The organism is Pantoea sp. GbtcB22, from assembly GCF_019091025.1.
GTDB classification, from domain to species: Bacteria; Pseudomonadota; Gammaproteobacteria; order Enterobacterales; family Enterobacteriaceae; genus Pantoea; species Pantoea leporis.
Map to the genome: position 1 here is coordinate 288,731 of NZ_JAGXKB010000005.1, position 23,518 is coordinate 312,248.

The 23,518-nt window shown below is 51.8% G+C and carries 22 protein-coding genes, 5 tRNA genes and 1 other annotated feature; of the genes, 21 read left to right on the forward strand and 6 right to left on the reverse strand.

Features of this window, described 5'->3' with window-relative positions; all coding sequences use genetic code 11:
- Nucleotides 1-19: 19 nt before the first annotated feature.
- The 11 genes from alaS (at nucleotide 20) to luxS (ending at nucleotide 7,514) form a co-directional block, all read left to right on the forward strand.
- Nucleotides 20-2,647, forward strand: coding sequence for an alanine--tRNA ligase (gene alaS, locus KVT28_RS17575; RefSeq protein WP_217549478.1), 2,628 nt, complete (start codon nucleotides 20-22; stop codon nucleotides 2,645-2,647).
- Between the two features lie 248 nt (nucleotides 2,648-2,895).
- Nucleotides 2,896-3,081, forward strand: a complete 186-nt coding sequence (gene csrA / locus KVT28_RS17580; protein WP_008104508.1) for a carbon storage regulator CsrA — start codon at nucleotides 2,896-2,898, stop codon at nucleotides 3,079-3,081.
- A gap of 305 nt (nucleotides 3,082-3,386) precedes the next feature.
- Nucleotides 3,387-3,479, forward strand: a tRNA-Ser gene (locus tag KVT28_RS17585).
- 8 nt (nucleotides 3,480-3,487) lie between these two features.
- Nucleotides 3,488-3,564: transfer RNA gene (locus tag KVT28_RS17590), tRNA-Arg, on the forward strand.
- Between the two features lie 85 nt (nucleotides 3,565-3,649).
- Nucleotides 3,650-3,726 (forward strand) — tRNA-Arg (locus KVT28_RS17595).
- 55 nt (nucleotides 3,727-3,781) lie between these two features.
- Nucleotides 3,782-3,858: transfer RNA gene (locus tag KVT28_RS17600), tRNA-Arg, on the forward strand.
- A 44-nt stretch (nucleotides 3,859-3,902) separates the two neighbouring features.
- Nucleotides 3,903-3,979: transfer RNA gene (locus KVT28_RS17605), tRNA-Arg, on the forward strand.
- 241 nt (nucleotides 3,980-4,220) lie between these two features.
- Nucleotides 4,221-4,787: a fructose-1-phosphate/6-phosphogluconate phosphatase gene (gene yqaB, locus KVT28_RS17610; RefSeq protein WP_008108985.1), complete on the forward strand. Its 567-nt coding sequence runs from the start codon at nucleotides 4,221-4,223 to the stop codon at nucleotides 4,785-4,787.
- Nucleotides 4,784-5,212: a YqaA family protein gene (locus KVT28_RS17615; protein WP_061719953.1), complete on the forward strand. Its 429-nt coding sequence runs from the start codon at nucleotides 4,784-4,786 to the stop codon at nucleotides 5,210-5,212. The genes yqaB and KVT28_RS17615 overlap by 4 nt, the downstream gene beginning before the upstream one ends.
- 31 nt (nucleotides 5,213-5,243) lie before the next feature.
- Complete coding sequence (gene gshA / locus KVT28_RS17620; RefSeq protein WP_101762621.1) at nucleotides 5,244-6,848, forward strand: glutamate--cysteine ligase; 1,605 nt, start codon at nucleotides 5,244-5,246, stop codon at nucleotides 6,846-6,848.
- A 150-nt stretch (nucleotides 6,849-6,998) separates the two neighbouring features.
- On the forward strand, nucleotides 6,999-7,514 hold the full coding sequence (gene luxS / locus KVT28_RS17625; RefSeq protein ID WP_192236523.1) for an S-ribosylhomocysteine lyase: 516 nt from the start codon (nucleotides 6,999-7,001) through the stop codon (nucleotides 7,512-7,514).
- 53 nt (nucleotides 7,515-7,567) lie between these two features.
- Here the strand turns inward: luxS and KVT28_RS17630 are convergent, their stop codons facing one another.
- Together KVT28_RS17630 and KVT28_RS17635 are read right to left on the reverse strand one after the other, a co-directional pair.
- Complete coding sequence (locus KVT28_RS17630; protein WP_101762622.1) at nucleotides 7,568-8,854, reverse strand: HlyC/CorC family transporter; 1,287 nt, start codon at nucleotides 8,852-8,854, stop codon at nucleotides 7,568-7,570.
- Between the two features lie 10 nt (nucleotides 8,855-8,864).
- Nucleotides 8,865-9,659, reverse strand: a complete 795-nt coding sequence (locus KVT28_RS17635) for an inner membrane protein YpjD (RefSeq protein WP_101762623.1) — start codon at nucleotides 9,657-9,659, stop codon at nucleotides 8,865-8,867.
- Nucleotides 9,660-9,826: 167 nt separating this feature from the next.
- Between KVT28_RS17635 and ffh the strand changes: the two genes are divergently transcribed.
- The 7 genes from ffh to tyrA all read left to right on the forward strand — a co-directional run bounded on the left by ffh (nucleotide 9,827) and on the right by tyrA (nucleotide 15,935).
- Nucleotides 9,827-11,188, forward strand: coding sequence for a signal recognition particle protein (gene ffh, locus KVT28_RS17640; RefSeq protein ID WP_101762624.1), 1,362 nt, complete (start codon nucleotides 9,827-9,829; stop codon nucleotides 11,186-11,188).
- A 142-nt stretch (nucleotides 11,189-11,330) separates the two neighbouring features.
- Nucleotides 11,331-11,579, forward strand: coding sequence for a 30S ribosomal protein S16 (rpsP, locus tag KVT28_RS17645; protein WP_007893313.1), 249 nt, complete (start codon nucleotides 11,331-11,333; stop codon nucleotides 11,577-11,579).
- 18 nt (nucleotides 11,580-11,597) lie between these two features.
- Complete coding sequence (gene rimM / locus KVT28_RS17650) at nucleotides 11,598-12,146, forward strand: ribosome maturation factor RimM (RefSeq protein WP_008108998.1); 549 nt, start codon at nucleotides 11,598-11,600, stop codon at nucleotides 12,144-12,146.
- A 35-nt stretch (nucleotides 12,147-12,181) separates the two neighbouring features.
- Entirely contained in the window at nucleotides 12,182-12,946 is a 765-nt protein-coding gene (gene trmD / locus KVT28_RS17655; protein WP_206098215.1) for a tRNA (guanosine(37)-N1)-methyltransferase TrmD, read from the forward strand.
- 42 nt (nucleotides 12,947-12,988) lie between these two features.
- Nucleotides 12,989-13,339: a 50S ribosomal protein L19 gene (gene rplS, locus KVT28_RS17660; RefSeq protein ID WP_007893316.1), complete on the forward strand. Its 351-nt coding sequence runs from the start codon at nucleotides 12,989-12,991 to the stop codon at nucleotides 13,337-13,339.
- Between the two features lie 388 nt (nucleotides 13,340-13,727).
- Nucleotides 13,728-14,807, forward strand: a complete 1,080-nt coding sequence (locus tag KVT28_RS17665) for a 3-deoxy-7-phosphoheptulonate synthase (RefSeq protein WP_217549480.1) — start codon at nucleotides 13,728-13,730, stop codon at nucleotides 14,805-14,807.
- A 6-nt stretch (nucleotides 14,808-14,813) separates the two neighbouring features.
- Nucleotides 14,814-15,935, forward strand: coding sequence for a bifunctional chorismate mutase/prephenate dehydrogenase (tyrA, locus tag KVT28_RS17670; RefSeq protein ID WP_061719956.1), 1,122 nt, complete (start codon nucleotides 14,814-14,816; stop codon nucleotides 15,933-15,935).
- 34 nt (nucleotides 15,936-15,969) lie between these two features.
- On the opposite strand, the gene pheA is transcribed toward tyrA, so the two are convergent.
- The 4 genes from pheA to bamD all read right to left on the reverse strand — a co-directional run bounded on the left by pheA (nucleotide 15,970) and on the right by bamD (nucleotide 18,719).
- Nucleotides 15,970-17,133, reverse strand: coding sequence for a bifunctional chorismate mutase/prephenate dehydratase (pheA, locus tag KVT28_RS17675; RefSeq protein ID WP_101762627.1), 1,164 nt, complete (start codon nucleotides 17,131-17,133; stop codon nucleotides 15,970-15,972).
- Nucleotides 17,134-17,155: 22 nt separating this feature from the next.
- Nucleotides 17,156-17,280: a sequence feature (Phe leader region), on the reverse strand.
- The gene (pheL, locus tag KVT28_RS17680) at nucleotides 17,232-17,279 is read right to left on the reverse strand and encodes a pheA operon leader peptide PheL (RefSeq protein WP_100703679.1); all 48 of its coding nucleotides are present in this window, start codon (nucleotides 17,277-17,279) and stop codon (nucleotides 17,232-17,234) included. Its footprint overlaps the feature before it by 48 nt.
- 96 nt (nucleotides 17,281-17,376) lie before the next feature.
- Nucleotides 17,377-17,703, reverse strand: coding sequence for a ribosome-associated translation inhibitor RaiA (gene raiA, locus KVT28_RS17685; protein ID WP_008109009.1), 327 nt, complete (start codon nucleotides 17,701-17,703; stop codon nucleotides 17,377-17,379).
- 275 nt (nucleotides 17,704-17,978) lie between these two features.
- Nucleotides 17,979-18,719, reverse strand: a complete 741-nt coding sequence (bamD, locus tag KVT28_RS17690; RefSeq protein WP_008109011.1) for an outer membrane protein assembly factor BamD — start codon at nucleotides 18,717-18,719, stop codon at nucleotides 17,979-17,981.
- Between the two features lie 130 nt (nucleotides 18,720-18,849).
- Between bamD and rluD the strand changes: the two genes are divergently transcribed.
- From rluD to clpB, 3 genes are all read left to right on the forward strand, one after another.
- The gene (gene rluD / locus KVT28_RS17695; protein ID WP_110868333.1) at nucleotides 18,850-19,830 is read left to right on the forward strand and encodes a 23S rRNA pseudouridine(1911/1915/1917) synthase RluD; all 981 of its coding nucleotides are present in this window, start codon (nucleotides 18,850-18,852) and stop codon (nucleotides 19,828-19,830) included.
- Nucleotides 19,827-20,555, forward strand: coding sequence for a purine nucleoside phosphorylase YfiH (gene yfiH, locus KVT28_RS17700; RefSeq protein ID WP_217549482.1), 729 nt, complete (start codon nucleotides 19,827-19,829; stop codon nucleotides 20,553-20,555). Before rluD ends, yfiH begins: the two co-directional genes overlap by 4 nt.
- Before the next feature lie 126 nt (nucleotides 20,556-20,681).
- Nucleotides 20,682-23,255 (forward strand): ATP-dependent chaperone ClpB, encoded by a 2,574-nt coding sequence (gene clpB, locus KVT28_RS17705; protein ID WP_101762630.1) that lies wholly within the window; start codon nucleotides 20,682-20,684, stop codon nucleotides 23,253-23,255.
- Nucleotides 23,256-23,518: the final 263 nt, after the last annotated feature.

Sequence of the window (23,518 nt, forward strand, 5' to 3'; positions counted from 1 at the left end):
GCGTGATTCCAGGAATTTTATGAGCAAGAGCACTGCTGAGATCCGTCAAGCGTTTCTCGACTTTTTTCATAGCAAGGGACATCAGGTTGTAGCCAGCAGCTCCCTCGTACCGAACAACGACCCGACTTTGCTGTTTACCAATGCCGGGATGGTCCAGTTTAAAGACGTTTTCCTCGGGCAGGATAAGCGCGACTATGCGCGGGCAACGACGTCGCAGCGCTGTGTGCGTGCCGGCGGCAAGCATAACGACCTCGAAAACGTGGGCTACACGGCACGTCACCACACCTTCTTTGAAATGTTGGGCAACTTCAGCTTTGGTGATTACTTCAAGAAAGAAGCGATCGCTTATGCATGGGAACTGCTGACGGGTGAGCAGTGGTTCAAGCTGCCTAAAGAGCGCCTGTGGGTGACCGTCTATGAAACAGACGATGAAGCCTTCGAAATCTGGGCTAACGATATTGGTGTGCCGCGCGAGCGCATTATCCGTATCGGTGACAATAAAGGTAGCGCTTTCGCATCAGATAACTTCTGGCAGATGGGCGACACCGGACCTTGCGGTCCATGTACCGAAATTTTCTTCGATCACGGCGATCATATCTGGGGCGGTCCACCGGGCAGCCCGGAAGAAGATGGCGATCGTTACATCGAGATCTGGAACATCGTCTTCATGCAGTTCAACCGTCAGGCCGACGGCACCATGGAGCCGCTGCCTAAACCGTCAGTGGATACCGGCATGGGTCTGGAGCGTATTGCTGCCGTGTTGCAGCACGTTAACTCCAACTATGAAATCGATCTGTTTGCCAAACTGATCAAATCAGTTGCGCAGGTAACTGGCGCAACCGATCTGGATAACAAGTCGCTGCGCGTTGTCGCTGACCATATTCGCTCTTGTGCCTTCCTGATCGCCGATGGCGTAATCCCATCGAATGAAAACCGCGGCTATGTGTTGCGTCGCATTATTCGTCGCGCGGTACGTCACGGCAATATGCTGGGTGCGAAAGAAGCCTTCTTCTACAAGCTGGTTGCGCCACTGATTGAAGTGATGGGAGCTGCAGGCGAAGACCTGAAACGTCAGCAGAAACATGTTGAAAACGCGCTGAAGAACGAAGAAGAGCAATTTGCTAAAACGCTGGAGCGTGGACTTGCACTGCTGGATGAAGAACTGGCCAAACTGCAGGGCGATACGCTTGATGGCGAAACGGTGTTCCGTCTGTACGATACCTTCGGTTTCCCGGCGGATTTGACCGCTGACGTGTGCCGTGAGCGCAATCTGAAGATTGATGAAGCGGGTTTTGAAGCCGCGATGGAGCAGCAGCGTCAGCGTGCGCGTGAAGCCAGCGGTTTTGGTGCCGACTATAACAATGTCATTCGCATTGATGCCGCAACCGACTTTAAAGGCTATGACCATCTGGAACTGAACGCGACAGTCGAAGCACTGTTCGTCGACGGTCAGCAAGTTGAGCAGATCAGCGCGGGTCAGGACGCGGTGGTCGTACTGGACGAAACGCCGTTCTACGGCGAGTCAGGTGGACAGGTTGGCGATACCGGCGTGTTGGCTGGGCAGAATGCTGAATTTAGCGTTCAGGATACGCAGAAGTATGGTAAAGCGATTGGTCATATCGGTAAGCTGAGCAGCGGTCAGTTACGCGTTGGTGACCGTTTGCATGCACAGGTTGATGAAACGCGTCGCGCGCGCATCCGTTTAAATCACTCCGCCACGCACTTACTGCATGCAGCACTGCGTCAGGTGTTGGGTGATCACGTAGGACAGAAAGGCTCGCTGGTTAACGATAAATATCTGCGTTTCGATTTCTCTCATTTTGAAGCCATGAAACCGCAGGAAATCCGTCAGGTCGAGGATATTGTTAACGCGCAGATTCGCCGCAACCTTGTCGTTGAGACCGAAATCATGGATCTCGATGATGCAAAACAGAAGGGCGCAATGGCGCTGTTTGGTGAGAAATACGATCAGCGCGTACGTGTGCTGACCATGGGCGATTTCTCTACCGAACTCTGTGGTGGTATTCACGCGCTGCGTACCGGTGATATTGGCCTGTTCCGCATTCAGTCTGAATCGGGCACTGCTGCAGGTGTACGCCGCATTGAAGCCGTAACCGGCGAAGGTGCGTTGGCACAAGTGAATGCGCAAAGCCAACAGTTGCTGGATGTGGCGCAATTGGTGAAAGCCAATAGCAGTAACCTGAATGAGAAAGTGCGCGGCTTGGTTGATCACGTCCGCGCGCTGGAAAAAGAGTTGCAGCAACTGCGCGATCAGCAAGCTGCGCAGGAAAGCGCGTCACTGAGCAGTAAGGCGATTGACGTTAAAGGCACGAAGTTGCTGGTCAGTGAACTGAGCAACGTTGAGCCGAAAATGTTGCGTACCATGGTTGACGATCTGAAGAACCAGTTAACGTCTGCCATTATCGTGCTGGCAACGGTTGATGATGGCAAAGTTTCACTGATTGCTGGCGTGACCAAAGATCTTACTGACCGTGTAAAAGCCGGCGAGCTGATTGGCGAACTGGCCTCTCAGGTTGGTGGTAAAGGCGGTGGTCGCCCAGATATGGCTCAGGCCGGCGGTACAAATCCGCAGGCGCTAGCGGGTGCGCTGGCAGGCGTGCAGGAATGGGTCAGTAACCGACTGTAACGTATAAATTTCGCATTGTGATAAGCGCCAGAAGCCCGTTTTCTGGCGCTTTTTTAACGCGGTGCACACCAGGTAATGACAAAGTCCGGTTGATGTAGTGTATTTCGGCTAAACTAACTATCAGCAGAATGTATTGGCATGGCGAAGCACAATGGTGTATTTGTCATAGGCATTGTTCAGCGTTATATGATGGATACGGCCGGGAGACCGAACAAGCCCGACTCTTTTAATCTTTCAAGGAGCAAAGAATGCTTATTCTAACTCGTCGAGTTGGTGAAACCCTCATGATTGGCGATGAGGTGACTGTAACGGTGCTGGGTGTAAAAGGTAACCAGGTCCGCATTGGGGTTAACGCGCCTAAAGAAGTTTCGGTACATCGCGAAGAGATCTATCAGCGTATTCAAGCCGAAAAAACTCAAGCCTCGAGTTACTAACGGATTCAGCGCCTCGCTCCTGAGCGAGGCGCTACCGGTTTTTCCTCTCCAGCCCCACACATCTTCCGCTTTTCGCTCTCTATTACCAATTCTCTTTAACGCCCATTTCTGTTCTCCAGCAGGCTTTCTTTGTTGATAAATCACTCTTTTTGTCGCTAAAGCATCCGAATTGAGTGTCATTTGTGCAATCAAACAAAAGGCTGGAAATAAATGTTTGACTTATAAGTCCGGGAAAGTAATATGTGCGCCACGCAGTGCCGATGAGCAGAAACAAGTTCAGAAGCACGGTTCGGAAGAACGCGTAAGGTGAGGTGGCCGAGAGGCTGAAGGCGCTCCCCTGCTAAGGGAGTATGCGGTCAAAAGCTGCATCCGGGGTTCGAATCCCCGCCTCACCGCCATTTCCGATGCATCCATAGCTCAGCTGGATAGAGTACTCGGCTACGAACCGAGCGGTCGGAGGTTCGAATCCTCCTGGATGCACCATTCGGAAAGGTGAAGTAAGAGTGAACGAGCAGTTCCTTTCATGGTGAGTTGTTAGCACCCTGCGTTGTACAAGAATTAACTCGATGCATCCATAGCTCAGCTGGATAGAGTACTCGGCTACGAACCGAGCGGTCGGAGGTTCGAATCCTCCTGGATGCACCATTCTTCGTATCATCCTCAGGTTGTTTCAGTTAGTCCATCGTAAGAAAACCTCAATGCATCCATAGCTCAGCTGGATAGAGTACTCGGCTACGAACCGAGCGGTCGGAGGTTCGAATCCTCCTGGATGCACCATTCCTCTTCAAACTTCTCAAAATTTTCTTCAGCAGTAACTCAATGCATCCATAGCTCAGCTGGATAGAGTACTCGGCTACGAACCGAGCGGTCGGAGGTTCGAATCCTCCTGGATGCACCATCTCTTCTTCGATACCTCTCTGTTTTTGACTCTCAGTTTCTGAATCCTGCAGCAATCAAATCAACTTGTAAAAAAATCGCTGAATTTACCGGCGTTTATCCACGGCATTGCACTCTGACCTTTTTCTGAAAACGAAAAAAACTAATGCTTTCAAAGCATTTGCGGTTAAGCGTGCCTGGCGACAACCTGAGCGCATTACGCTAAAGTAATGGCTCATTTTGTGGTGCTCGATGGAGTGACAATGTACGACCAATATGACGCCCTGATTTTCGATATGGACGGCACAATTCTGGATACTGAGCCGACACATCGAAAAGCCTGGCAGCAGGTGCTTGGCCGCTATGGTTTCACCATGGATGAAGAAAAAATGGTGGGCTTCAATGGCGCTCCAACCTGGCAACTGGCGCAGTTCATTCTTGAGCAGAACAATGCAACGCACGATCCGCATCTGCTGGCGGCGGAAAAAACCGCTGCACTGAAAGCGATGTTGCTGGATGACGTGCGTCCGCTGCCGTTGATGGACGTGGTAAAGGCTTATCATGGTCGCCGTCCGATGGCGGTGGGCACCGGCAGTGAACACAGCCTGGCAAAAGCCTTACTCGAAGAGTTAGGTGTTTACCACCTGTTTGATGCGGTGGTCGGAGCGGATGACGTACAGCGTCATAAGCCGCAGCCGGATACCTTTTTACGCTGCGCTGAATTAATGGGTATCGCACCCGAGCGCTGTGTAGTGTTTGAGGATGCTGACTTCGGCGTACAAGCCGCCAAAGCAGCAGGCATGGACGTGGTTGATGTCCGTTTACTGTGAATGAATTTCTGACCTATGGATCGTTATTCGGCAGCAGCTTTCTTAGCGCGACTCTGTTACCGGGAAGCTCGGAAGCGGTGCTGGTTGCACTGCTGATCGCCCAAAAAGGTTCGGTTTATGGATTGTTATTGGCTGCATCAGTGGGAAACACGCTGGGTGGCCTGACCAACATTCTTCTTGGTCGCCTGATGCCGCCAAAAGGGCAAGGGCGATGGCACGACACAGCAATGACGTGGTTACACCGATTAGGACCTGCAGCACTGATTTTTAGCTGGCTGCCGGTAGTGGGCGACTTACTCTGCGTGCTCGCAGGTTGGTTGCGCTTTGCCTGGCTACCTTCAGTGCTGTTCCTCGCCATTGGTAAAACGCTGCGTTATATCGTTATCGCGACCGCCACATTGCAAACAATGCAATGGTGGCATTGATTCGCACAGATTCGAGGCTACGGCTAACATTATGCTGAACAAAAATAAATTATTAACACAGCGGGAGGTTAACGTGATCCCGGACGTATCTAAGGCACTTTCCTGGCTGGAGGCGCATCCTGACGCGTTAAAGGGTATCGGCCGTGGTATTGAGCGCGAATCATTACGCGTAAAACCCGATGGTCACCTGGCAACCACAGGACATCCTGAGTCACTCGGTTCGGCGCTTAAGCATGATTGGATCACCACCGATTTTGCCGAAACGCTGATGGAGTTCATCACGCCAGTTGATCAGAGCATCGATCGCTCACTGGCGTTTCTGCGCGATATTCACCGTCATGTGGCGCGTGAGTTAGGCGAGGAGCGCTTGTGGCCTTTCAGCATGCCGGGCTTCATTGATGACGTTGATAGCATCGAGTTGGCGCAGTATGGCAGCTCGAACATAGGCAAAATGAAAACGCTGTATCGTCAGGGGCTGAAGAATCGCTACAGCGCGCTGATGCAGATTATCTCTGGCGTGCACTACAACTTCTCGTTGCCGCTGTCGTTTTGGCAGGAGTGGGCGGATGTAAAAGATGCCGAAAGCGGCAAAGAGACCATCTCTGCCGGCTATCTGCGTCTGATTCGTAACTACTATCGTTTTGGCTGGGTTATTCCGTATCTGTTCGGTGCATCGCCAGCGATTTGCTCCTCGTTCCTGCAAGGGCGCGAGAGCAATCTGCCGTTTGAAGGTGATGGCAAGGGTACGCTGTGGCTGCCTCACGCCACCTCACTGCGCCTGAGCGACCTTGGTTACACCAACAAATCGCAGAGCGGTTTGGGTATCACTTTTAACTCGCTGGAAGGTTACGTTGCAGCACTGAAGGCAGCGATTAAAACGCCGTCGGAAGAGTATGCCGCCATGGGTACCAAAGATGCCGAAGGCAACTGGCTGCAGCTGAACACCAATGTGCTGCAAATTGAAAACGAGCTGTATGCGCCGATTCGTCCGAAACGCGTTACGCGTTCAGGCGAGGCACCATCCGATGCGCTGTTGCGTGGCGGTATTGAATACATTGAAGTGCGTTCGCTGGACATCAACCCATTCTCCGCGATTGGCGTAGATGCCGATCAGGCGCGCTTCCTCGATCTGTTCCTGATTTGGTGTACGCTTGCTGATGCGCCAGAAATGAGCGCGGATGAGCTGCTGTGTACGCGTAAAAACTGGAATCGCGTGGTGATGGAAGGGCGTAAGCCTGGCCAGGTCATTGCAGTAGGTTGCAGCGAAAAAGAACATACGCTGGTTGAAGTGGGTAAAGCGCTGTTTGCCGATCTGCGTCGCGTGGCGGAAGTGCTCGACAGCAATCACGGCAACACGCAATATCAACAGGTTTGCGATCAACTGGTGGCATCTTTCGACGATCCTGAGCTAACCTATTCGGCGCGCATCCTGCATGCGATCAAAGAAAACGGTTTGACCGGCGCGGGTGTGGCATTGGCAGAGCAATATCGTCATCTGCTGTGTGAAGAGTCGTTAGAGATTCTGACCGAAGAAGATTTTAGTCGTCAGGCGTTAGAGTCGGTGCAGGCACAAGAGAAGCTGGAACAGAGCGATACGCTGGATTTCGAAAGCTACCTTGCGGGTCGCGAAGGCTAGAAAAGAAAATGGCCACATCAATGTGGCCAAAATAAACATCTCTGTTGTCAGGGATGATGATAACAAATGCGCGTCTTTCATATATTCAGACGCTGGACGAACAGAAAAGTTTCATCGTTTTAAAAAAAATCTCAAAACAGGAGGTGACGTATGCCACTACTGGATAGTTTTACTGTTGATCACACCATCATGGGCGCACCTGCAGTACGCGTAGCAAAAACCATGAAAACTCCGCATGGCGATACCATCACCGTTTTCGACCTGCGTTTTTGCCGTCCGAATATTGATATTCTGACTGAGCGTGGCATCCATACGCTGGAGCACCTGTTTGCTGGCTTCATGCGTAATCATCTGAATGGTGATGGCGTTGAAATCGTCGACATCTCGCCAATGGGTTGCCGCACCGGCTTCTACATGAGTTTGATTGGTACGCCTGACGAGCAGCGTGTTGCGAAAGCCTGGAAAGGCGCGATGGAAGATGTTCTGAAAGTCAAAGAGCAGGGCCAGATTCCAGAGCTGAACGAATATCAGTGCGGCAGCTACAAACTGCACTCACTGGATGAAGCGCAGCAGATCGCGCGCAATGTGCTGGCGCACGACATCGGCGTGAACCGCAACGAAGATTTGAAGCTGCCAGCGGAAAAGCTGAAAGAGCTGCACATCTAGTTGAGACACCATGAAAAACGCCGCGATTATCGCGGCGTTTTTGTTTACAGGCTTCAGGAGCCGATGGAGGATTTCAGTGCGTGGTGTGGCGTAATGCGCACCTGCTTCACCATGTTGTCCTGCACATCAAGGATATCGATATCGTAGGCGCCAAGGGTGACGCGAGTATCGACCAGCGGAATCTCTTCCAGTGCTTCCAGCAGCATGCCGTTAATGGTGCGCGCATCCTCTTCCGGTAACGTCCAGTTAAAGGCTTTGTTGATTTCACGCACATTGGCGCTGCCTTCAATCAATACCGAACCATCATTTTGCGGCATGACTTCTTCAGCCAGCGACGGCGACATGGAGGTGGTGAAATCGCCGACGATCTCTTCCAGAATATCTTCGATCGTCACTAGGCCTTTAACATCGCCATATTCATCAACCACCATGCCGACTTTCTTTTTGTTACGCTGAAATTTAACCAGCTGCACGTTAAGCGGCGTGCCTTCCGGTACATAGTAAATCTCATCAGCAGCACGCAGCAGGCGATCTTTGTTAAACTCTTTCTTCTCGGTCATCATGCGCCAGGCTTCACGCACGCGCAGCATACCAACACAGTCATCCAGCGAGTCACGGAACAGGACGATACGCCCATGCGGCGAATGACTCAGCTGGCGCTCAATCGATTTCCAGTCATCATTGACGTTGATGCCGACGATCTCATTGCGCGGCACCATGATGTCATCCACGCTGACTTTCTCCAGATCAAGCACTGACAGCAGCATGTCCTGATTACGCCGCGACATCAGCGAGCGCGACTCATGCACAATGGTGCGCAACTCTTCTTTGCTTAACGCCGAACTGATGGAACCGTCGGTTTTAATGCCCACCATGCGCATCAGAATGCGGGTTATGGTATTCAGCAGCCACACCAGCGGCAGCATCACATACTGCAGTGGAGCCAGTAACACGCTGCTGGGATAGGCCACTTTTTCTGGATAGAGCGCCGCGACCGTTTTCGGCAGCACTTCGGCAAAAACCAGCACGACAAAAGTCAGAATGCCGGTGGCAATCGCTACGCCAGCATCGCCATACAGGCGCATACCGACAATGGTGCCGAGTGCGGAGGCGAGAATATTAACTAGGTTGTTGCCAATTAAAACCAGGCTGATCAGGCGGTCGGGACGACGCAGAAGTTTTTCTACCCGACGCGCACCGCGATTGCCGCTTTTGGCTTTATGGCGCAGTTTGTAGCGATTAAGCGTCATCATGCCGGTCTCTGAACCGGAGAAATAGGCAGAGACCAGCACCATGATGACCAGCGTAATGATCAGCGTGGTGGTTGAAACGTGTTCCAACACAAAATCCTTAGTGAGAGGTGAGCAGGTGCTGAAGCACGCGACTGCCGAAGTAGGCCATGGTTAGCAGCAATGCGCCGCCACAGTTAAACCACACGACGCGGCGTCCGCGCCAGCCTTCACGATAGTGTCCCCAAAGCAGAACGATGTAGACAAACCAGGCAATGATGGAGAGAACCGCTTTATCCACATTCTCAGCGCTAAACAGGTTATGCATGAAGAGCAAACCGGTGCACAGCACCAGCGTCAACAGCACAACGCCAATCTGCGTGATGTGGAACATTTTGCGCTCAATGCTGAGCAGCGGCGGCATATCCTGAGTGAAAGCCAGTTTCTTATTTTTCAACTGGTAATCAATCCACGCCAGCTGCAGCGCATACAGTGCCGCGATGATCAGCGTGGCATAGGCAAACAGCGACAGACCGATGTGAACCATCATGCCCGGCGTGGTTTCCAGATGCGTAATAAAGGCATTGGGCACAAAGGTGGCAAAGGCCAGATTAATCAATGCAAAGCTGTAAACAATCGGCAGCAGCAGCCAGCCACGATTGCGCGAGGCGACAATCGTCATGATGGCGCAGATCAGCAGGCTAACCAGCGAGCCGATATTAAGCAGGCTGAGGTTTTGCCCGTTATCAACAGCAAAAATGCGCTGCTGCAGAGCAATGGCGTGCGCAATCAGCGCCACGCAGGCAGAAAGCACAGCAAAACGACGCCAGCCACCGTTGCGTTTAAGCAGGCTGGGAATGATCAATGCAAGGCTGAGGGAGTAGGCGAACAGCGCCACGATCGCGAAAACGAACATAGATCCTTTCAGGTATCGGTCAGATAAGGAAAAAAGCAGTATAGCGCCAGCAGCAGCAGGCTCCAAACGATCTGACGGTCAATTGCAGAGATCGCTTCGTCTTCGTGTTATAATCCGCCGCATTGTGTCGCCTATGGCGGCCTCGCTACGGTTCTAAGTGAGAGAGCATGTTTGATAATTTAACCGATCGTTTGTCGCAAACCCTGCGCAATATCAGCGGCCGCGGAAGGCTGACTGAAGACAACATCAAAGACACGCTGCGTGAAGTCCGCATGGCGCTGCTGGAAGCTGACGTTGCGCTGCCGGTAGTGCGTGAATTTATTAATCGCGTGAAAGAGGCCGCCGTTGGCCACGATGTGAACAAAAGCCTGACGCCAGGCCAGGAGTTCATCAAAATCGTGCGCAACGAACTGGTTGCGGCGATGGGCGCTGAAAATAATGCGCTCAATCTGAATGCTCAGCCGCCAGCCGTGGTGCTGATGGCAGGTTTGCAAGGTGCTGGTAAAACCACTAGCGTGGCGAAACTGGGTAAATTCTTGCGCGAGAAGCATAAGAAAAAAGTGCTGGTAGTTTCTGCTGACGTTTATCGCCCTGCGGCGATCAAACAGCTGGAAACCCTGGCTGGCCAGGTCGGCGTGGATTTCTGTCCGTCCGATCTGAGTCAAAAGCCGGTAGATATTGTTCAGAACGCGCTAAAACAAGCCAAAGTGCAATTCTACGATGTGCTGCTGGTGGATACCGCCGGTCGTTTACACGTCGATGAAGCGATGATGGACGAAATCAAACAGGTACACGCCGCGATAAATCCGGTGGAAACCCTGTTTGTGGTCGATGCCATGACCGGTCAGGATGCCGCCAACACCGCGAAAGCCTTCAACGAAGCGCTGCCGCTGACCGGTGTGATCCTGACGAAAGTCGATGGTGATGCGCGCGGTGGTGCGGCGCTGTCGATTCGTCACATTACCGGCAAGCCAATCAAATTTATGGGGATGGGTGAGAAGACCGAAGCGCTGGAAGCTTTCTATCCAGAGCGTATCGCGTCGCGCATTCTCGGCATGGGCGATGTTCTGTCGCTGATCGAAGATATCGAAAGCAAAGTTGACCGCGATCAGGCGGAGAAACTGGCGAAGAAACTGAAAACCGGCGACGGTTTTGATCTCAACGACTTCCTTGAGCAGTTGAAGCAGATGCGTAACATGGGCGGCATGGCGAGCCTGATGGGCAAACTGCCGGGCATGGGGCAACTGCCTGACAACGTGAAATCGCAGATGGATGACAAAGTGCTGGTCCGCATGGAAGCCATCATCAATTCGATGACGCGTAAAGAGCGTGAGAAGCCAGAAATTATCAAGGGGTCGCGCAAACGTCGTATTGCGTTGGGCTCAGGCATGCAGGTGCAAGATGTCAACCGACTGCTGAAACAGTTCGATGATATGCAGCGCATGATGAAGAAAATGAAGAAAGGCGGCATGGCCAAAATGATGCGTGGCATGAAAGGTATGATGCCGCCTGGATTCCCTGGTCGCTAAGGCGGCCGTCATAAAGCCGGAAATTTGGCACGCTTAGGTTGCTTTTTGCGCCAAAATGAGTAAAATTTTCGGGCTTTTTATATCGCGCTCGGGCCCCGTTCCTCGATGGGGCCCGAGCGCTTTATTAACTAATGAGGATGTTATGGTAACAATTCGTTTGGCACGTCACGGCGCTAAAAAGCGTCCGTTCTATCAGGTCGTCGTCACTGACAGCCGCAATGCTCGTAACGGTCGTTTCATCGAGCGCGTAGGTTTCTTCAACCCGATCGCTTCTGGTCAGGCTGAAGGTCTGCGTCTGGATCTGGACCGTATTGAGCACTGGGTTGGCCAGGGCGCAACGCTTTCTGATCGCGTTAACGCGCTGATCAAAGAAGCAAAGAAAGCAGCTTAATCTGTCACGGTGGTGAGCATGAGCATTAAACCTGCCGGGCAGCCTCCCGTTAACCCGATTGTATTGGGAAAAATGGGCGCGGCTTACGGAATTCGGGGTTGGCTCAAAGTGTTTTCCTCCACTGAAGACGCTGAAAGCATCTTCGACTACCAACCTTGGTTCATCCAGCGCGCCGGTAAATGGCAGCAGGTCGAACTCGAGGGCTGGAAGCACCACAATCAGGACCTGATCATCAAAGTCAAAGGCATTGACGATCGGGACGCTGCGGCACAGTTGACCAATTGCGAAATTACGGTCGACTCCACGCAGCTGCCAGCGCTGGAAGCAGGCGATTACTACTGGAAAGACCTTATGGGAATGAAAGTAGTGAACCTCGAAGGCTACGAGATGGGCAAAGTCATTGATTTGATGGAAACCGGATCGAACGACGTTCTCGTCGTTAAGGCAAACCTGAAGGATGCATTCGGTGCGCAAGAGCGGTTAATCCCGTTTCTTGATGAACAGGTTATCAAGAAAGTCGATCTCTCTACTGGCCTTATTGAAGTAGATTGGGATCCTGGTTTTTGATCTCCGGACAATCCGGTAACGTAACGGCGAACGCGATGTGGATTGGTGTTATTAGCCTGTTTCCAGAGATGTTTCGCGCTATTACCGAGTACGGGGTAACTGGCCGGGCAGTAAAAAATGGCCTGCTCGACATTCACAGCTGGAGTCCTCGTGACTTCACGCATGACCGGCACCGTACCGTGGACGATCGTCCTTACGGCGGCGGACCGGGAATGTTGATGATGGTGCAACCCTTACGGGACGCCATCTCCGCAGCGAAAGCAGCGGCGGGAGAAGGTGCTAAGGTGATTTATCTTTCACCTCAGGGACGCAAACTGGACCAACAGGGCGTTTGCGAACTGGCGACCCATCAGAAGTTGATTCTGGTGTGTGGTCGCTATGAAGGGATAGATGAGCGCGTGATTCACACTGAGATTGATGAAGAATGGTCAATCGGTGATTACGTTCTTAGTGGCGGTGAGCTGCCAGCCATGACGTTGATAGACTCGGTCGCCCGGTTTATTCCCGGCGTACTGGGAAAACAGGCGTCAGCCGATGAGGATTCGTTCTCGGATGGTTTGCTGGATTGCCCGCACTATACCCGACCTGAAGTGTTAGAAGGGATGGAAGTTCCGCCAGTTTTACTGTCGGGCAACCATGCCGATATTCGCCGCTGGCGCCTGAAACAGTCGTTAGGCCGTACCTGGCTAAGAAGACCTGAACTTCTGGAAAACCTGGCTCTGACTGAAGAGCAAGCACGGTTGCTAAATGAGTTCCAGCGTGAACATCAGCAGCAACAAAACGATGAGGCGGGAGAGTAATCTTCCCTCACTATCAGTTTACCCAGGATAAGAGATTTAATTATGAGCAACATTATCAAGCAACTTGAACAAGAGCAGATGAAGCAGGACGTACCTTCATTCCGTCCGGGTGATTCCGTGGAAGTGAAAGTATGGGTCGTAGAAGGTTCTAAGAAGCGTCTGCAGGCATTCGAGGGCGTGGTTATCGCTATTCGTAACCGCGGTCTGCATTCTGCATTCACTGTTCGTAAGATTTCTAACGGCGAAGGTGTTGAGCGTGTCTTCCAGACTCACTCTCCAGTAATTGACAGCATTGCTGTTAAACGTCGTGGTGCTGTGCGTAAAGCCAAACTGTATTACCTGCGTGAGCGTACCGGTAAGTCAGCTCGTATCAAAGAGCGTCTTGGCGCGTAAGCGACTTCTCAAAGTTAATAGCAAACAAGGGGTTGGCCATTTGGCCAGCCCCTTTTTTTATGGGCGTATAAGAGCGCAGGATCATCCCTAAGATGGAAAAGTGTATGTTTCCTGAAAACAATGAAAATCAAAATGTTATACCAAACTTTCAGTTGAGAGCATCATCAGAAAATAATTGTATGTAACCTTTAGTTTACACTTTCACTCTGCCGTCATTTCAATTATGTATTTGATTTTAATGGTTATTTTAATATTACCTGTGTTTTTTATTTGATGTGGTAATAAATGTGTACATGGGTGGATTGCAACCTGTACAGGGTGTGATAAAGTAAGCGCCATCCTCAGTGAGGATCCCAAACCGCATAAACGAGTGAAAAGGATCGCAATCATGCAAAAAGACGCGCTGAACAATGTGCATATCGCCGACGAACAAATTTTGATTACCCCGCAAGAGCTGAAAGCCAAATTCCCGCTCACTGCGGCGCAGGAAGCGCAAATTGCGTCTTCTCGCCAAACCATTGCCGATATTATTGCGGGCCGCGATCCGCGTCTGTTGGTGGTTTGTGGTCCTTGTTCGATTCACGATACTGAAGCCGCGCTTGACTATGCCCGTCAGTTGCAATCTCTCTCTGCACAGTTGAAGGATCAGCTGTACATCGTTATGCGCGTTTATTTTGAAAAACCTCGAACCACCGTCGGCTGGAAGGGGTTAATCAACGATCCTTACATGAACAACTCGTTTGATATGGAAGCTGGCCTGCATATCGCGCGTCAACTGCTGGTTAATCTCGTTGAGATGGGTTTACCGCTGGCGACCGAAGCGCTGGATCCGAATAGCCCGCAATATCTTGGCGATCTGTTTAGCTGGTCAGCGATTGGTGCGCGTACCACTGAATCACAAACCCACCGTGAAATGGCTTCAGGCCTTTCCATGCCGGTTGGTTTTAAAAATGGTACGGATGGCAGCCTGGGCACCGCGATTAACGCCATGCGCGCCGCCGCAATGCCGCACCGTTTTGTTGGCATCAATCAGGCCGGCCAGGTTTGCTTGCTGCAAACGCAGGGCAACCCAGATGGGCATGTGATTCTGCGCGGCGGTAAAGCACCAAACTACGGTCCAGAAGATGTCGCTCAGTGTGAAAAAGAGATGCTGAAAGCGGGACTGCGTCCGGCCTTAATGATAGATTGCAGCCATGGTAATTCTAACAAAGACTATCGTCGCCAGCCTGGCGTAGCCGAATCGGCTATTGCGCAGATTAAAGATGGAAACCGTTCCATCATTGGCCTGATGTTGGAAAGCAACATTCATGAAGGCAACCAGTCTTCTGAACAGCCACGTAGCGAAATGAAATACGGTGTGTCCGTCACTGATGCCTGCATCAACTGGGAAACCACTGAAACATTGCTGCGTGAAATCCATCAGGATCTGCAGGGAGTGCTGTCGGCGCGTCTGTCACACGAGGTGTAATGAGTCATGGTGGCTGAACTGACCGCGCTACGCGATCAAATCGATGAAGTAGATAAAGCACTGCTTGGGTTACTGGCAAAACGACTGGAGCTGGTAGCCGAAGTAGGGGAAGTTAAAAGCCGCTACGGTTTGCCGATCTATGTTCCTGAGCGTGAGGCCAGCATGCTGGCTTCACGCCGCCAGGAAGCTGAAGCGCTCGGCGTGTCGCCGGACTTGATTGAAGATGTATTGCGTCGTTTGATGCGTGAATCCTATGCGCATGAAAATGACAAAGGCTTCAAAACGCTGTGTCCGACGTTGCGTCCGGTGGTGATTGTAGGTGGCCGCGGCCAGATGGGGCGTCTGTTTGAAAAGATGCTGACGCTTTCTGGCTATCAGGTCCGCATTCTGGATAAAGGCGATTGGGAACGCTCTGACGAGCTGCTGAAAGATGCGGGCATGGTGATTATCAGTGTGCCAATTCATCTGACCGAGCAAATCATCGGTGAGCTGCCAAAATTGCCAGAAGACTGCATTCTGGTCGATCTGGCTTCGGTGAAGAATCGCCCGCTGCAGGCGATGCTGGCCGCGCACACCGGACCGGTTCTGGGCTTGCATCCGATGTTTGGTCCGGACAGCGGCAGCCTGGCAAAGCAGGTTGTGGTTTGGTGTGATGGCCGTCAGCCGGAAGCTTATCAGTGGTTCCTTGAGCAGATTCAGGTTTGGGGCGCGCGGTTGCATCGTATCAGTGCCGTTGAGCACGACCAGAATATGGCGTTTATTCAGGCACTGCGTCACTTTGCGACTTTCGCTTACGGTCTGCATCTGGCGGAAGAGAACGTTAATCTGGATCAGCTGCTGGCGCTATCTTCACCGATATACCGCCTTGAACTGGCAATGGTTGGACGTCTGTTTGCGCAGGATCCGCAGCTTTACGCGGACATCATCATGTCCTCGGAGAGTAATCTGGCGCTGATTAAACGTTATTACCAGCGATTTGGCGATGCGATCAAACTGCTCGAGCAGGGCGATAAGCAAGCCTTTATCGATAGCTTTGAGCGCGTCGAACACTGGTTTGGTGATTACGCGAAACGCTTCCTGGTCGAAAGCAGAAGCATGCTGCGATCGGCGAACGATAGCCGGCAGTAAAAAACAAAAGGCATCCGTGAGGATGCCTTTTTGCTTAGAGGCGCGGCTCAACCGGAACCACATTCTCGCCTGGATAGCAGCCAAGAACTTTTAATGAACGGGTTAAGCCGCTCAACTCGGTTAACGCCAACTGCATATTTTCTGACTGCAGATTGCCCTGCACATCAATATAAAACATCTCTTCCCACGGATTGCCGTTGATGGGACGGTTTTCCAGTTTGCTCATGATGAGGCCGTGGTTACGTAATACCATCAGCGCTTCAACCAATGCCCCCGCTTGTTGACCCGTCGCCATGATCAATGTTGTTTTCGCCGGAACCTGACCAGAAACTTCAATCGCTTTACGTGCCAGCACGATGAAGCGCGTATGGTTCTGCTGTTGATTGGCCAGATTGCGCTCCAGCACCTGCAATCCATACAGCTCACCGCCCGCTTCGCTACCCAATGCGGCAACCTTTGGTGAATTCATCGCTGCCACTTTCTCCATCGCTGCAGCGGTGCTTTCGGTGTATTCGATTTTCCACTGCGGGAAACGATTAATGAACTGGCTGCACTGCTGGAATGGCTGTGGATGGCTATATACCGTTTCGATCTGCTGCAAATCGGTGCTGCCGTTGACCAGCACACAGTGCTCAATTGGAATGGTCAGTTCACCCACAATCGATAGCGTGGTTTGCTGAAGCAGATCGTAAACGTCGTTGATCGAACCAGAGCTGGTATTTTCAATCGGCATCACCGCGTAGTCCGCTTGTCCACTTTCCACCTGATGGATGATGTCATGGAATTTCAGGCAGCCAATCTCAACCATTGAATCAAAATGTCGGGTGGCGTATTTGCGCGCCGCAAGATGTGAGTAGGAACCTTTCGGACCGAGGAAGGCAATGCGCGGTGCGTGAGCATGTGGATGGTTGAGATTCTTTTGCAACAAGGCTTGCTGAGTTAGAACCGAATCTTCAATCACCAACTGAAACAGGCGAGTGATGTAATGCGCATCAAGCTGATGCTTTTTACCCAGTGAAATTAAGTTTTCCAGCAGAGCGCGCTCACGCTCAACGTCGCGGATAGGGCGATGCGTTGCCAGTTTAGCCTGCGCAACTTCAACGGCCAGTATGCGACGCTCCGACAAAAGCGCTAAGAGTTTTTCATCAACGGCGCTGATTTTATCGCGTAATGCCAGCAGCGGATTTTCGGGATTCATAGGGCTCACCTGTAAAATGTCCAATAAAAAAGCCTCCCATTTGGGAGGCTTTGTTGTTCGTCTTCGCATTCATTTTCACATGACGAATCGCCTCCCAATCAGGGGAAGGTAAAAAAGAATGCGAAGAAGAACGGCAGATGTTTCATGGTTGTTTCCATAAATGAAGTGGCTTGAGAGTAACCGCAGTGATTTAAAGCTGTCAATAAAAAACGCGCCCGGAGGCGCGTTACTAAAGATGTTTGCTTATTCCGTAGGAAGAAAATCTTTCACACTGCTGTTGGCGCGACGGGCTTCGGGTTTGTGTTGCGCTTTATTGAGTTGTCGCTCCAGCTTGGCAATCAAGTCATTGATGGCCGTATACATATCATCATGTTTCGCGCTGGCAACCAGCGTTCCGTTAGGCGTATTAATAGTGGCATCAGCCACAAACTCCTTCGGCTCTTTCGATAACACAATGTGAGGGTTTATCAGATGTGTTTGCCATTTTTCCAGCTTGGCGAGACGCTCTTCAACGTGGTTACGGATGGCCTCGGTGATTTCCATTTGTTTGCTGGTAATGTTCAGAATCATAGTTAAACCTCTCTGTCATTTCCGTGTGGGTAGGACCAGCATACCGCGGAAATTAAGAAAATGTGTGATTTAAATCACATTGAAATGTCACTTTTTGTCAATGCCGCTTAATTGTGAGAAAGGCCGGGAAAGTGGCGGGAGATACTTGAAGACGACTGGGGAAGGGCGCATGATTGACTGGATAACTGCAGCGATAAATCTGTAAAAATGCTGAATTATCCACAAAGTGACATAAAAAAAGCAGCCTCATGGCTGCTTTTTTGTGGGTGTAATAATCAGGACTGATTATTTGCCGCAATGATTTTTGCCACTTTGTCGGCTTCAGCCGTCAACTGCAGCTGGCGGTAAGCATTCTCCATCAACGGCAACGCTTCATGGGTTGCCTCAGTATCCGGATAATCCTTCATCATTGTTTCCACGCGGTTAACAACAGCGACATAGGCACCGCGCTTGGTATAGAATTGCGCCACCGAGAGTTCATACTTCGCCAGGCGCTCTTTCAGGAATGCCAAACGTTTCTGCGCATCCGCAGCATATTGGCTGTTTGGATAACCGCGCAGTAATTGCGAGAAGTCACGGAAAGCATCACGAGCGTGCGTCGGATCACGATCGGAACGATCGATACCGAAGAAGCCCTGCAGTGCAGAATCATCCAGCGCCATATCCGTCAGACCTTTCATATAGATGACATAGTCGATATTCGGATGGGTTGGATTCAGACGCATAAAGCGAGAAATAGCGGCTTGCGCCAGTGGCAGATCGGCATTTTTGTAATACGCGTAGATCAAATCCAGCTGTACTTGCTGCGAGTAAGGGCCAAACGGATAGCGGTTATCCAGTGCTTCCAGTTGCTTAATCGCCGCTTTAAAGTTACCGTCCTGCAGCTTTTGCTGGGCCGTGGCGTAAATTTCAGACGGCGGGCTGTCCGGGACTGGATCTGATGAGCCAGAACAACCCACAAGCGCCAGGCTCAGGCTCAGTGTGGCAGCAGCCACCAGATGTTTCATACGCGTCATGACGAAATGATTATCCTCAAAGTGTTGTAGCAGAAGCTGTCCGTATAGCTCCCAGTTATGACCAGGTACGATAGCACATTATATTAAACGGCATCGCCGTGAAAACCCAACGTTAACGAAGAAGCTGTATATGGCACAACAAGTTCAACTCACCGCAACGGTGTCCGAAGCACAGCTTGGACAACGCTTAGATCAGACTTTGGCAGAATTGTTCCCTGATTATTCACGTTCTCGCATAAAAGAATGGATTCTCGAGCGCCGAGTCAGCGTCAACGGCACTATCATCGATAAACCAAAAGAAAAAGTTTTTGGCGGTGAGCATGTCTCGATTGATGCTGAGATCGAAGAAGAGCAACGCTGGGAAGCGCAAAACATCCCATTGAATATCGTCTATGAAGATGACGACATTCTGGTCATCAACAAACCTCGCGGTTTGGTGGTACATCCCGGCGCCGGTAATCCTGATGGCACAGTGCTTAACGCACTGCTTTATCACTATCCACCGATCGTTGACGTACCTCGTGCAGGTATTGTTCATCGTCTGGATAAAGATACCACCGGTTTGATGGTGGTCGCGAAAACCGTTCCTGCGCAAACGCACCTGGTTGAAACGCTGCAGCTGCGCGAAATCACGCGTGAGTATGAAGCGGTGGCTATTGGCACCATGACTGCGGGCGGTACGGTGGATCAGCCCATGGCGCGCCACTCAACCAAACGTACGCACATGGCGGTGCACCCGATGGGTAAACCGGCAACCACGCACTATCGCATCATGGAGCATTTTCGTGCCCATACGCGTTTGCGTTTGCGTCTCGAAACCGGTCGTACCCATCAAATTCGTGTGCATATGGCGCATATTAACCATCCGCTGGTGGGCGATCCGCTGTACGGTGGCCGCCCACGTCCGCCAAAAGGGGCATCTGAAGCTTTCATCACTACGCTACGGGGTTTTGATCGCCAGGCGCTGCATGCCACGATGTTACGTCTCTATCACCCAATCACCGGTATTGAGATGGAATGGCATGCGCCGTTGCCGCAGGATATGGTCGATTTAATTGATGCGCTGAAAGCCGATACCCTTGAATTCCGCGATCAGATGGATTGGCTATGAGTGAATGGATCATCCCGGATTGGCCTGCGCCGCAGCATGTTCGGGCATGTTCCACCACGCGTTACGGCGGCGTCAGCGCTGCTCCATGGGATTCGTTGAATCTTGGTGGGCATGTTGGCGACGCTGAGGCGCATGTTGCTCAGAATCGTCAGCGCCTGGTTGAGCAACTGACGTTACCTGCAATGCCGCAATGGCTGGATCAGATCCATGGTCAAGTGGTTGCGCGTTTACCCGCCAGCGATCCGCTGCCGCGCGCTGATGCCGCAATCACGCGTGAAAGCGGGGTTATTTGCGCAGTGATGACGGCGGATTGTTTGCCGGTGCTGTTCTGCAGCAAGGATGGCAGTGAAGTCGCTGCAGCACATGCCGGTTGGCGTGGACTCTGTAATGGTGTGCTGGAACAGACGTTGTCGCAGTTTCACTGCGCGCCAAATGACATTCATGCATGGCTTGGTCCGGCAATTGGGCCGCTGGCATTTGAAGTTGGCTCGGAAGTCAGAACGGCATTTATGGCCCATGATTCACAAGCGGAAGAGGCTTTCCGCCCGGCGGGTAACAAATACTTTGCCGATATTTGGCTGCTGGCGCGTCATCGTCTACAGGCCGCTGGCGTGCATTCCATCAGCGGTTCAACGCGATGTACCTTCCATGAGCGCGATGATTTTTTCTCCTACCGACGCGACGGAATCACCGGGCGTATGGCAACTTTGATTTGGCTGAGATAACCTTACGCCACAAGACGGTCCAGTTAGCGTATTTTTTGCTCACAACTCAGGTCATTAACCTTGAAAAATTTGAGGGATGACCTCATTTAATCTCCAGTAGCATTTTGACCTGTAATGGGAGGAATTATGCGTCTGGATCGTCTTACTAATAAATTTCAACTGGCACTTGCCGATGCACAGTCCCTTGCTCTGGGACATGACAATCAATTCATTGAACCCCTTCATTTGATGAGCGCATTGCTCAACCAGGAAGGCGGATCGGTGCGTCCGTTGCTCAGCGCAGCGGGTGCCGACGTGGCTGGCCTGCGTACCAGCATTGAACAAGCGATTAATCGACTACCTCAGGTTGAAGGCACGGACGGCGATGTGCAGCCATCCGCCGATCTGATTCGGGTACTCAATCTGTGCGACAAGCTGGCGCAAAAGCGCGGCGACAACTTTATATCATCTGAATTATTTGTTTTGGCGGCCCTCGATTCACGTGGCTCGCTGGCTGATCTTTTGAAATCAGCTGGCGCGACTCCGGAAAAACTCTCTGCGGCCATCGAGCAAATACGGGGAGGAGACAGCGTGAACGATCAAGGGGCTGAAGATCAGCGTCAGGCATTAAAAAAATACACCATCGACCTTACAGAGCGTGCCGAACTCGGCAAGCTTGATCCGGTTATCGGTCGTGATGAAGAAATTCGCCGCACCATTCAGGTGTTGCAGCGTCGTACCAAAAATAACCCGGTGCTGATTGGTGAACCCGGCGTCGGTAAAACGGCTATTGCCGAAGGTTTAGCGCAGCGCATCATCAATGGCGAAGTACCGGAAGGGCTGAAAGGCCGTCGCGTGCTGGCTCTGGATATGGGTTCGCTGGTGGCGGGCGCCAAATATCGCGGTGAATTTGAAGAGCGCCTCAAAGGCGTGCTTAGCGATTTGGCGAAGCAGGAAGGCAACGTCATTCTGTTTATCGACGAACTGCATACCATGGTGGGCGCAGGTAAAGCCGATGGCGCCATGGATGCCGGCAACATGCTGAAACCCGCATTGGCGCGTGGTGAGTTGCACTGTGTCGGCGCAACTACGTTGAATGAGTATCGTCAGTTCATAGAGAAAGATGCGGCGCTGGAACGTCGTTTCCAGAAAGTCTTCGTTGCTGAGCCGAGTGTCGAAGATACCATTGCCATTCTGCGCGGACTGAAAGAACGCTATGAGCTGCACCATCATGTGCAGATCACCGATCCGGCGATTGTGGCTGCGGCGACGTTGTCGCATCGTTACATCTCCGATCGTCAGCTGCCGGATAAGGCCATCGACCTGATAGACGAAGCGGCCTCAAGCATTCGTTTACAGATGGATTCGAAGCCTGAATCCCTTGATCGCCTTGAGCGCCGCATCATCCAGTTGAAACTTGAGCAGCAGGCGCTGAAGAAAGAGTCTGATGACGCCAGCGTGAAGCGTCTGGAAATGCTGGAAAGTGAACTTGACCAGAAAGAGCGTGAATATGCTGAGCTGGAAGAGGAGTGGAAAGCGGAAAAAGCCTCATTAACCGGCACGCAAAACATTAAAGCCGAGCTGGAGCAAGCGCGCCTGACGATGGAGCAAGCGCGTCGCGTTGGTGACCTGGGTCAGATGTCTGAGCTGCAGTACGGTAAAATTCCGGAGCTGGAGAAACAGTTAGCCATCGCTACGCAGTCTGAAGGTAAAACCATGAAGCTGTTACGTAATCGCGTAACGGATGTGGAGATCGCCGATGTACTGGCGCGTTGGACCGGAATTCCTGTCGCACGCATGATGGAAGGCGAGCGCGACAAGTTGCTGCGTATGGAGCAGGATTTGCATTCACGCGTCATTGGCCAGAACGAAGCGGTAGAAGCGGTTTCGAATGCGATTCGTCGTAGTCGTGCCGGCTTGTCCGATCCGAATCGTCCAATTGGTTCCTTCCTGTTCCTCGGACCAACGGGGGTAGGGAAAACCGAGTTGTGTAAAGCGCTGGCTAGCTTCCTGTTCGATAGCGATGACGCGATGGTGCGTATTGATATGTCCGAGTTTATGGAAAAACACTCGGTGTCGCGGCTGGTGGGTGCACCTCCGGGATATGTCGGCTATGAAGAGGGCGGTTATCTGACCGAAGCGGTACGTCGTCGGCCTTATTCGGTGATTCTGCTGGATGAAGTGGAGAAGGCGCATCCTGATGTGTTCAACATTCTGTTGCAGGTGCTGGATGATGGTCGCTTAACCGACGGACAGGGCCGTACGGTCGATTTCCGCAATACCGTGGTGATCATGACCTCGAACCTTGGCTCCGATCTTATTCAGGAACGTTTCGGTTCTCTGGATTATGCGGAGATGAAAGAGGTGGTGATGACGGTTGTGGGGCAGCATTTCCGCCCAGAGTTTATCAACCGTATCGATGACATGGTGGTGTTCCACCCATTGGGCGAAAAACACATTGCTTCAATTGCGCAGATTCAGCTGCAACGTTTGTATAAACGTCTTGAGGAGCGTGGCTATCAGCTGCATATCTCCGATGAGGCGCTCAAACTGCTCGGCGAGAATGGCTACGACCCGGTGTATGGTGCGCGTCCATTGAAACGTGCTATTCAGCAGCAGATTGAAAACCCGCTGGCTCAGCAGATTCTTTCTGGTGCCCTGGTTCCGGGAAAAACCATCGAAATGGATGTTAAAGACGATGTGATTGTTGCTCATCAGTAATCACTTCTGATTAAAACGGGCCTGCAGGCCCGTTTTTTTTGGCCTTTTGCAAGAATTAGCTGCTTTTTGCAACGCATAGCCTGGAAAGTGAGCGGTCGCGCGAAAACTTCAAATTAGCACTTGTCAGCTGAAATGAACTCCCTATAATGCGCCACCACTGAGACGGCAAAGCGGCAACGCAGACGACTCGGCAGGGAGTGAAGAAATTCATCCCGCCGGATGAAAACGCTGAAAAAAGTGTTTGACTCCGAAGGAGAGTAGCG

What these genes read in the sequence shown, in the direction of transcription:
- rimM (WP_008108998.1), top strand. Translation starts at nt 11,598, where the DNA reads ATGAGCATTAAACCTGCCGGGCAGCCTCCCGTTAACCCGATTGTATTG.
- bamD (WP_008109011.1), bottom strand. Translation starts at nt 18,719, where the DNA reads ATGACGCGTATGAAACATCTGGTGGCTGCTGCCACACTGAGCCTGAGC.
- trmD (WP_206098215.1), top strand. Translation starts at nt 12,182, where the DNA reads ATGTGGATTGGTGTTATTAGCCTGTTTCCAGAGATGTTTCGCGCTATT.
- KVT28_RS17665 (WP_217549480.1), top strand. Translation starts at nt 13,728, where the DNA reads ATGCAAAAAGACGCGCTGAACAATGTGCATATCGCCGACGAACAAATT.
- gshA (WP_101762621.1), top strand. Translation starts at nt 5,244, where the DNA reads ATGCTGAACAAAAATAAATTATTAACACAGCGGGAGGTTAACGTGATC.
- rluD (WP_110868333.1), top strand. Translation starts at nt 18,850, where the DNA reads ATGGCACAACAAGTTCAACTCACCGCAACGGTGTCCGAAGCACAGCTT.
- yfiH (WP_217549482.1), top strand. Translation starts at nt 19,827, where the DNA reads ATGAGTGAATGGATCATCCCGGATTGGCCTGCGCCGCAGCATGTTCGG.
- alaS (WP_217549478.1), top strand. Translation starts at nt 20, where the DNA reads ATGAGCAAGAGCACTGCTGAGATCCGTCAAGCGTTTCTCGACTTTTTT.
- csrA (WP_008104508.1), top strand. Translation starts at nt 2,896, where the DNA reads ATGCTTATTCTAACTCGTCGAGTTGGTGAAACCCTCATGATTGGCGAT.
- pheA (WP_101762627.1), bottom strand. Translation starts at nt 17,133, where the DNA reads ATGAATCCCGAAAATCCGCTGCTGGCATTACGCGATAAAATCAGCGCC.
- ffh (WP_101762624.1), top strand. Translation starts at nt 9,827, where the DNA reads ATGTTTGATAATTTAACCGATCGTTTGTCGCAAACCCTGCGCAATATC.
- raiA (WP_008109009.1), bottom strand. Translation starts at nt 17,703, where the DNA reads ATGATTCTGAACATTACCAGCAAACAAATGGAAATCACCGAGGCCATC.
- clpB (WP_101762630.1), top strand. Translation starts at nt 20,682, where the DNA reads ATGCGTCTGGATCGTCTTACTAATAAATTTCAACTGGCACTTGCCGAT.
- tyrA (WP_061719956.1), top strand. Translation starts at nt 14,814, where the DNA reads ATGGTGGCTGAACTGACCGCGCTACGCGATCAAATCGATGAAGTAGAT.
- yqaB (WP_008108985.1), top strand. Translation starts at nt 4,221, where the DNA reads ATGTACGACCAATATGACGCCCTGATTTTCGATATGGACGGCACAATT.
- rpsP (WP_007893313.1), top strand. Translation starts at nt 11,331, where the DNA reads ATGGTAACAATTCGTTTGGCACGTCACGGCGCTAAAAAGCGTCCGTTC.
- luxS (WP_192236523.1), top strand. Translation starts at nt 6,999, where the DNA reads ATGCCACTACTGGATAGTTTTACTGTTGATCACACCATCATGGGCGCA.
- KVT28_RS17635 (WP_101762623.1), bottom strand. Translation starts at nt 9,659, where the DNA reads ATGTTCGTTTTCGCGATCGTGGCGCTGTTCGCCTACTCCCTCAGCCTT.
- rplS (WP_007893316.1), top strand. Translation starts at nt 12,989, where the DNA reads ATGAGCAACATTATCAAGCAACTTGAACAAGAGCAGATGAAGCAGGAC.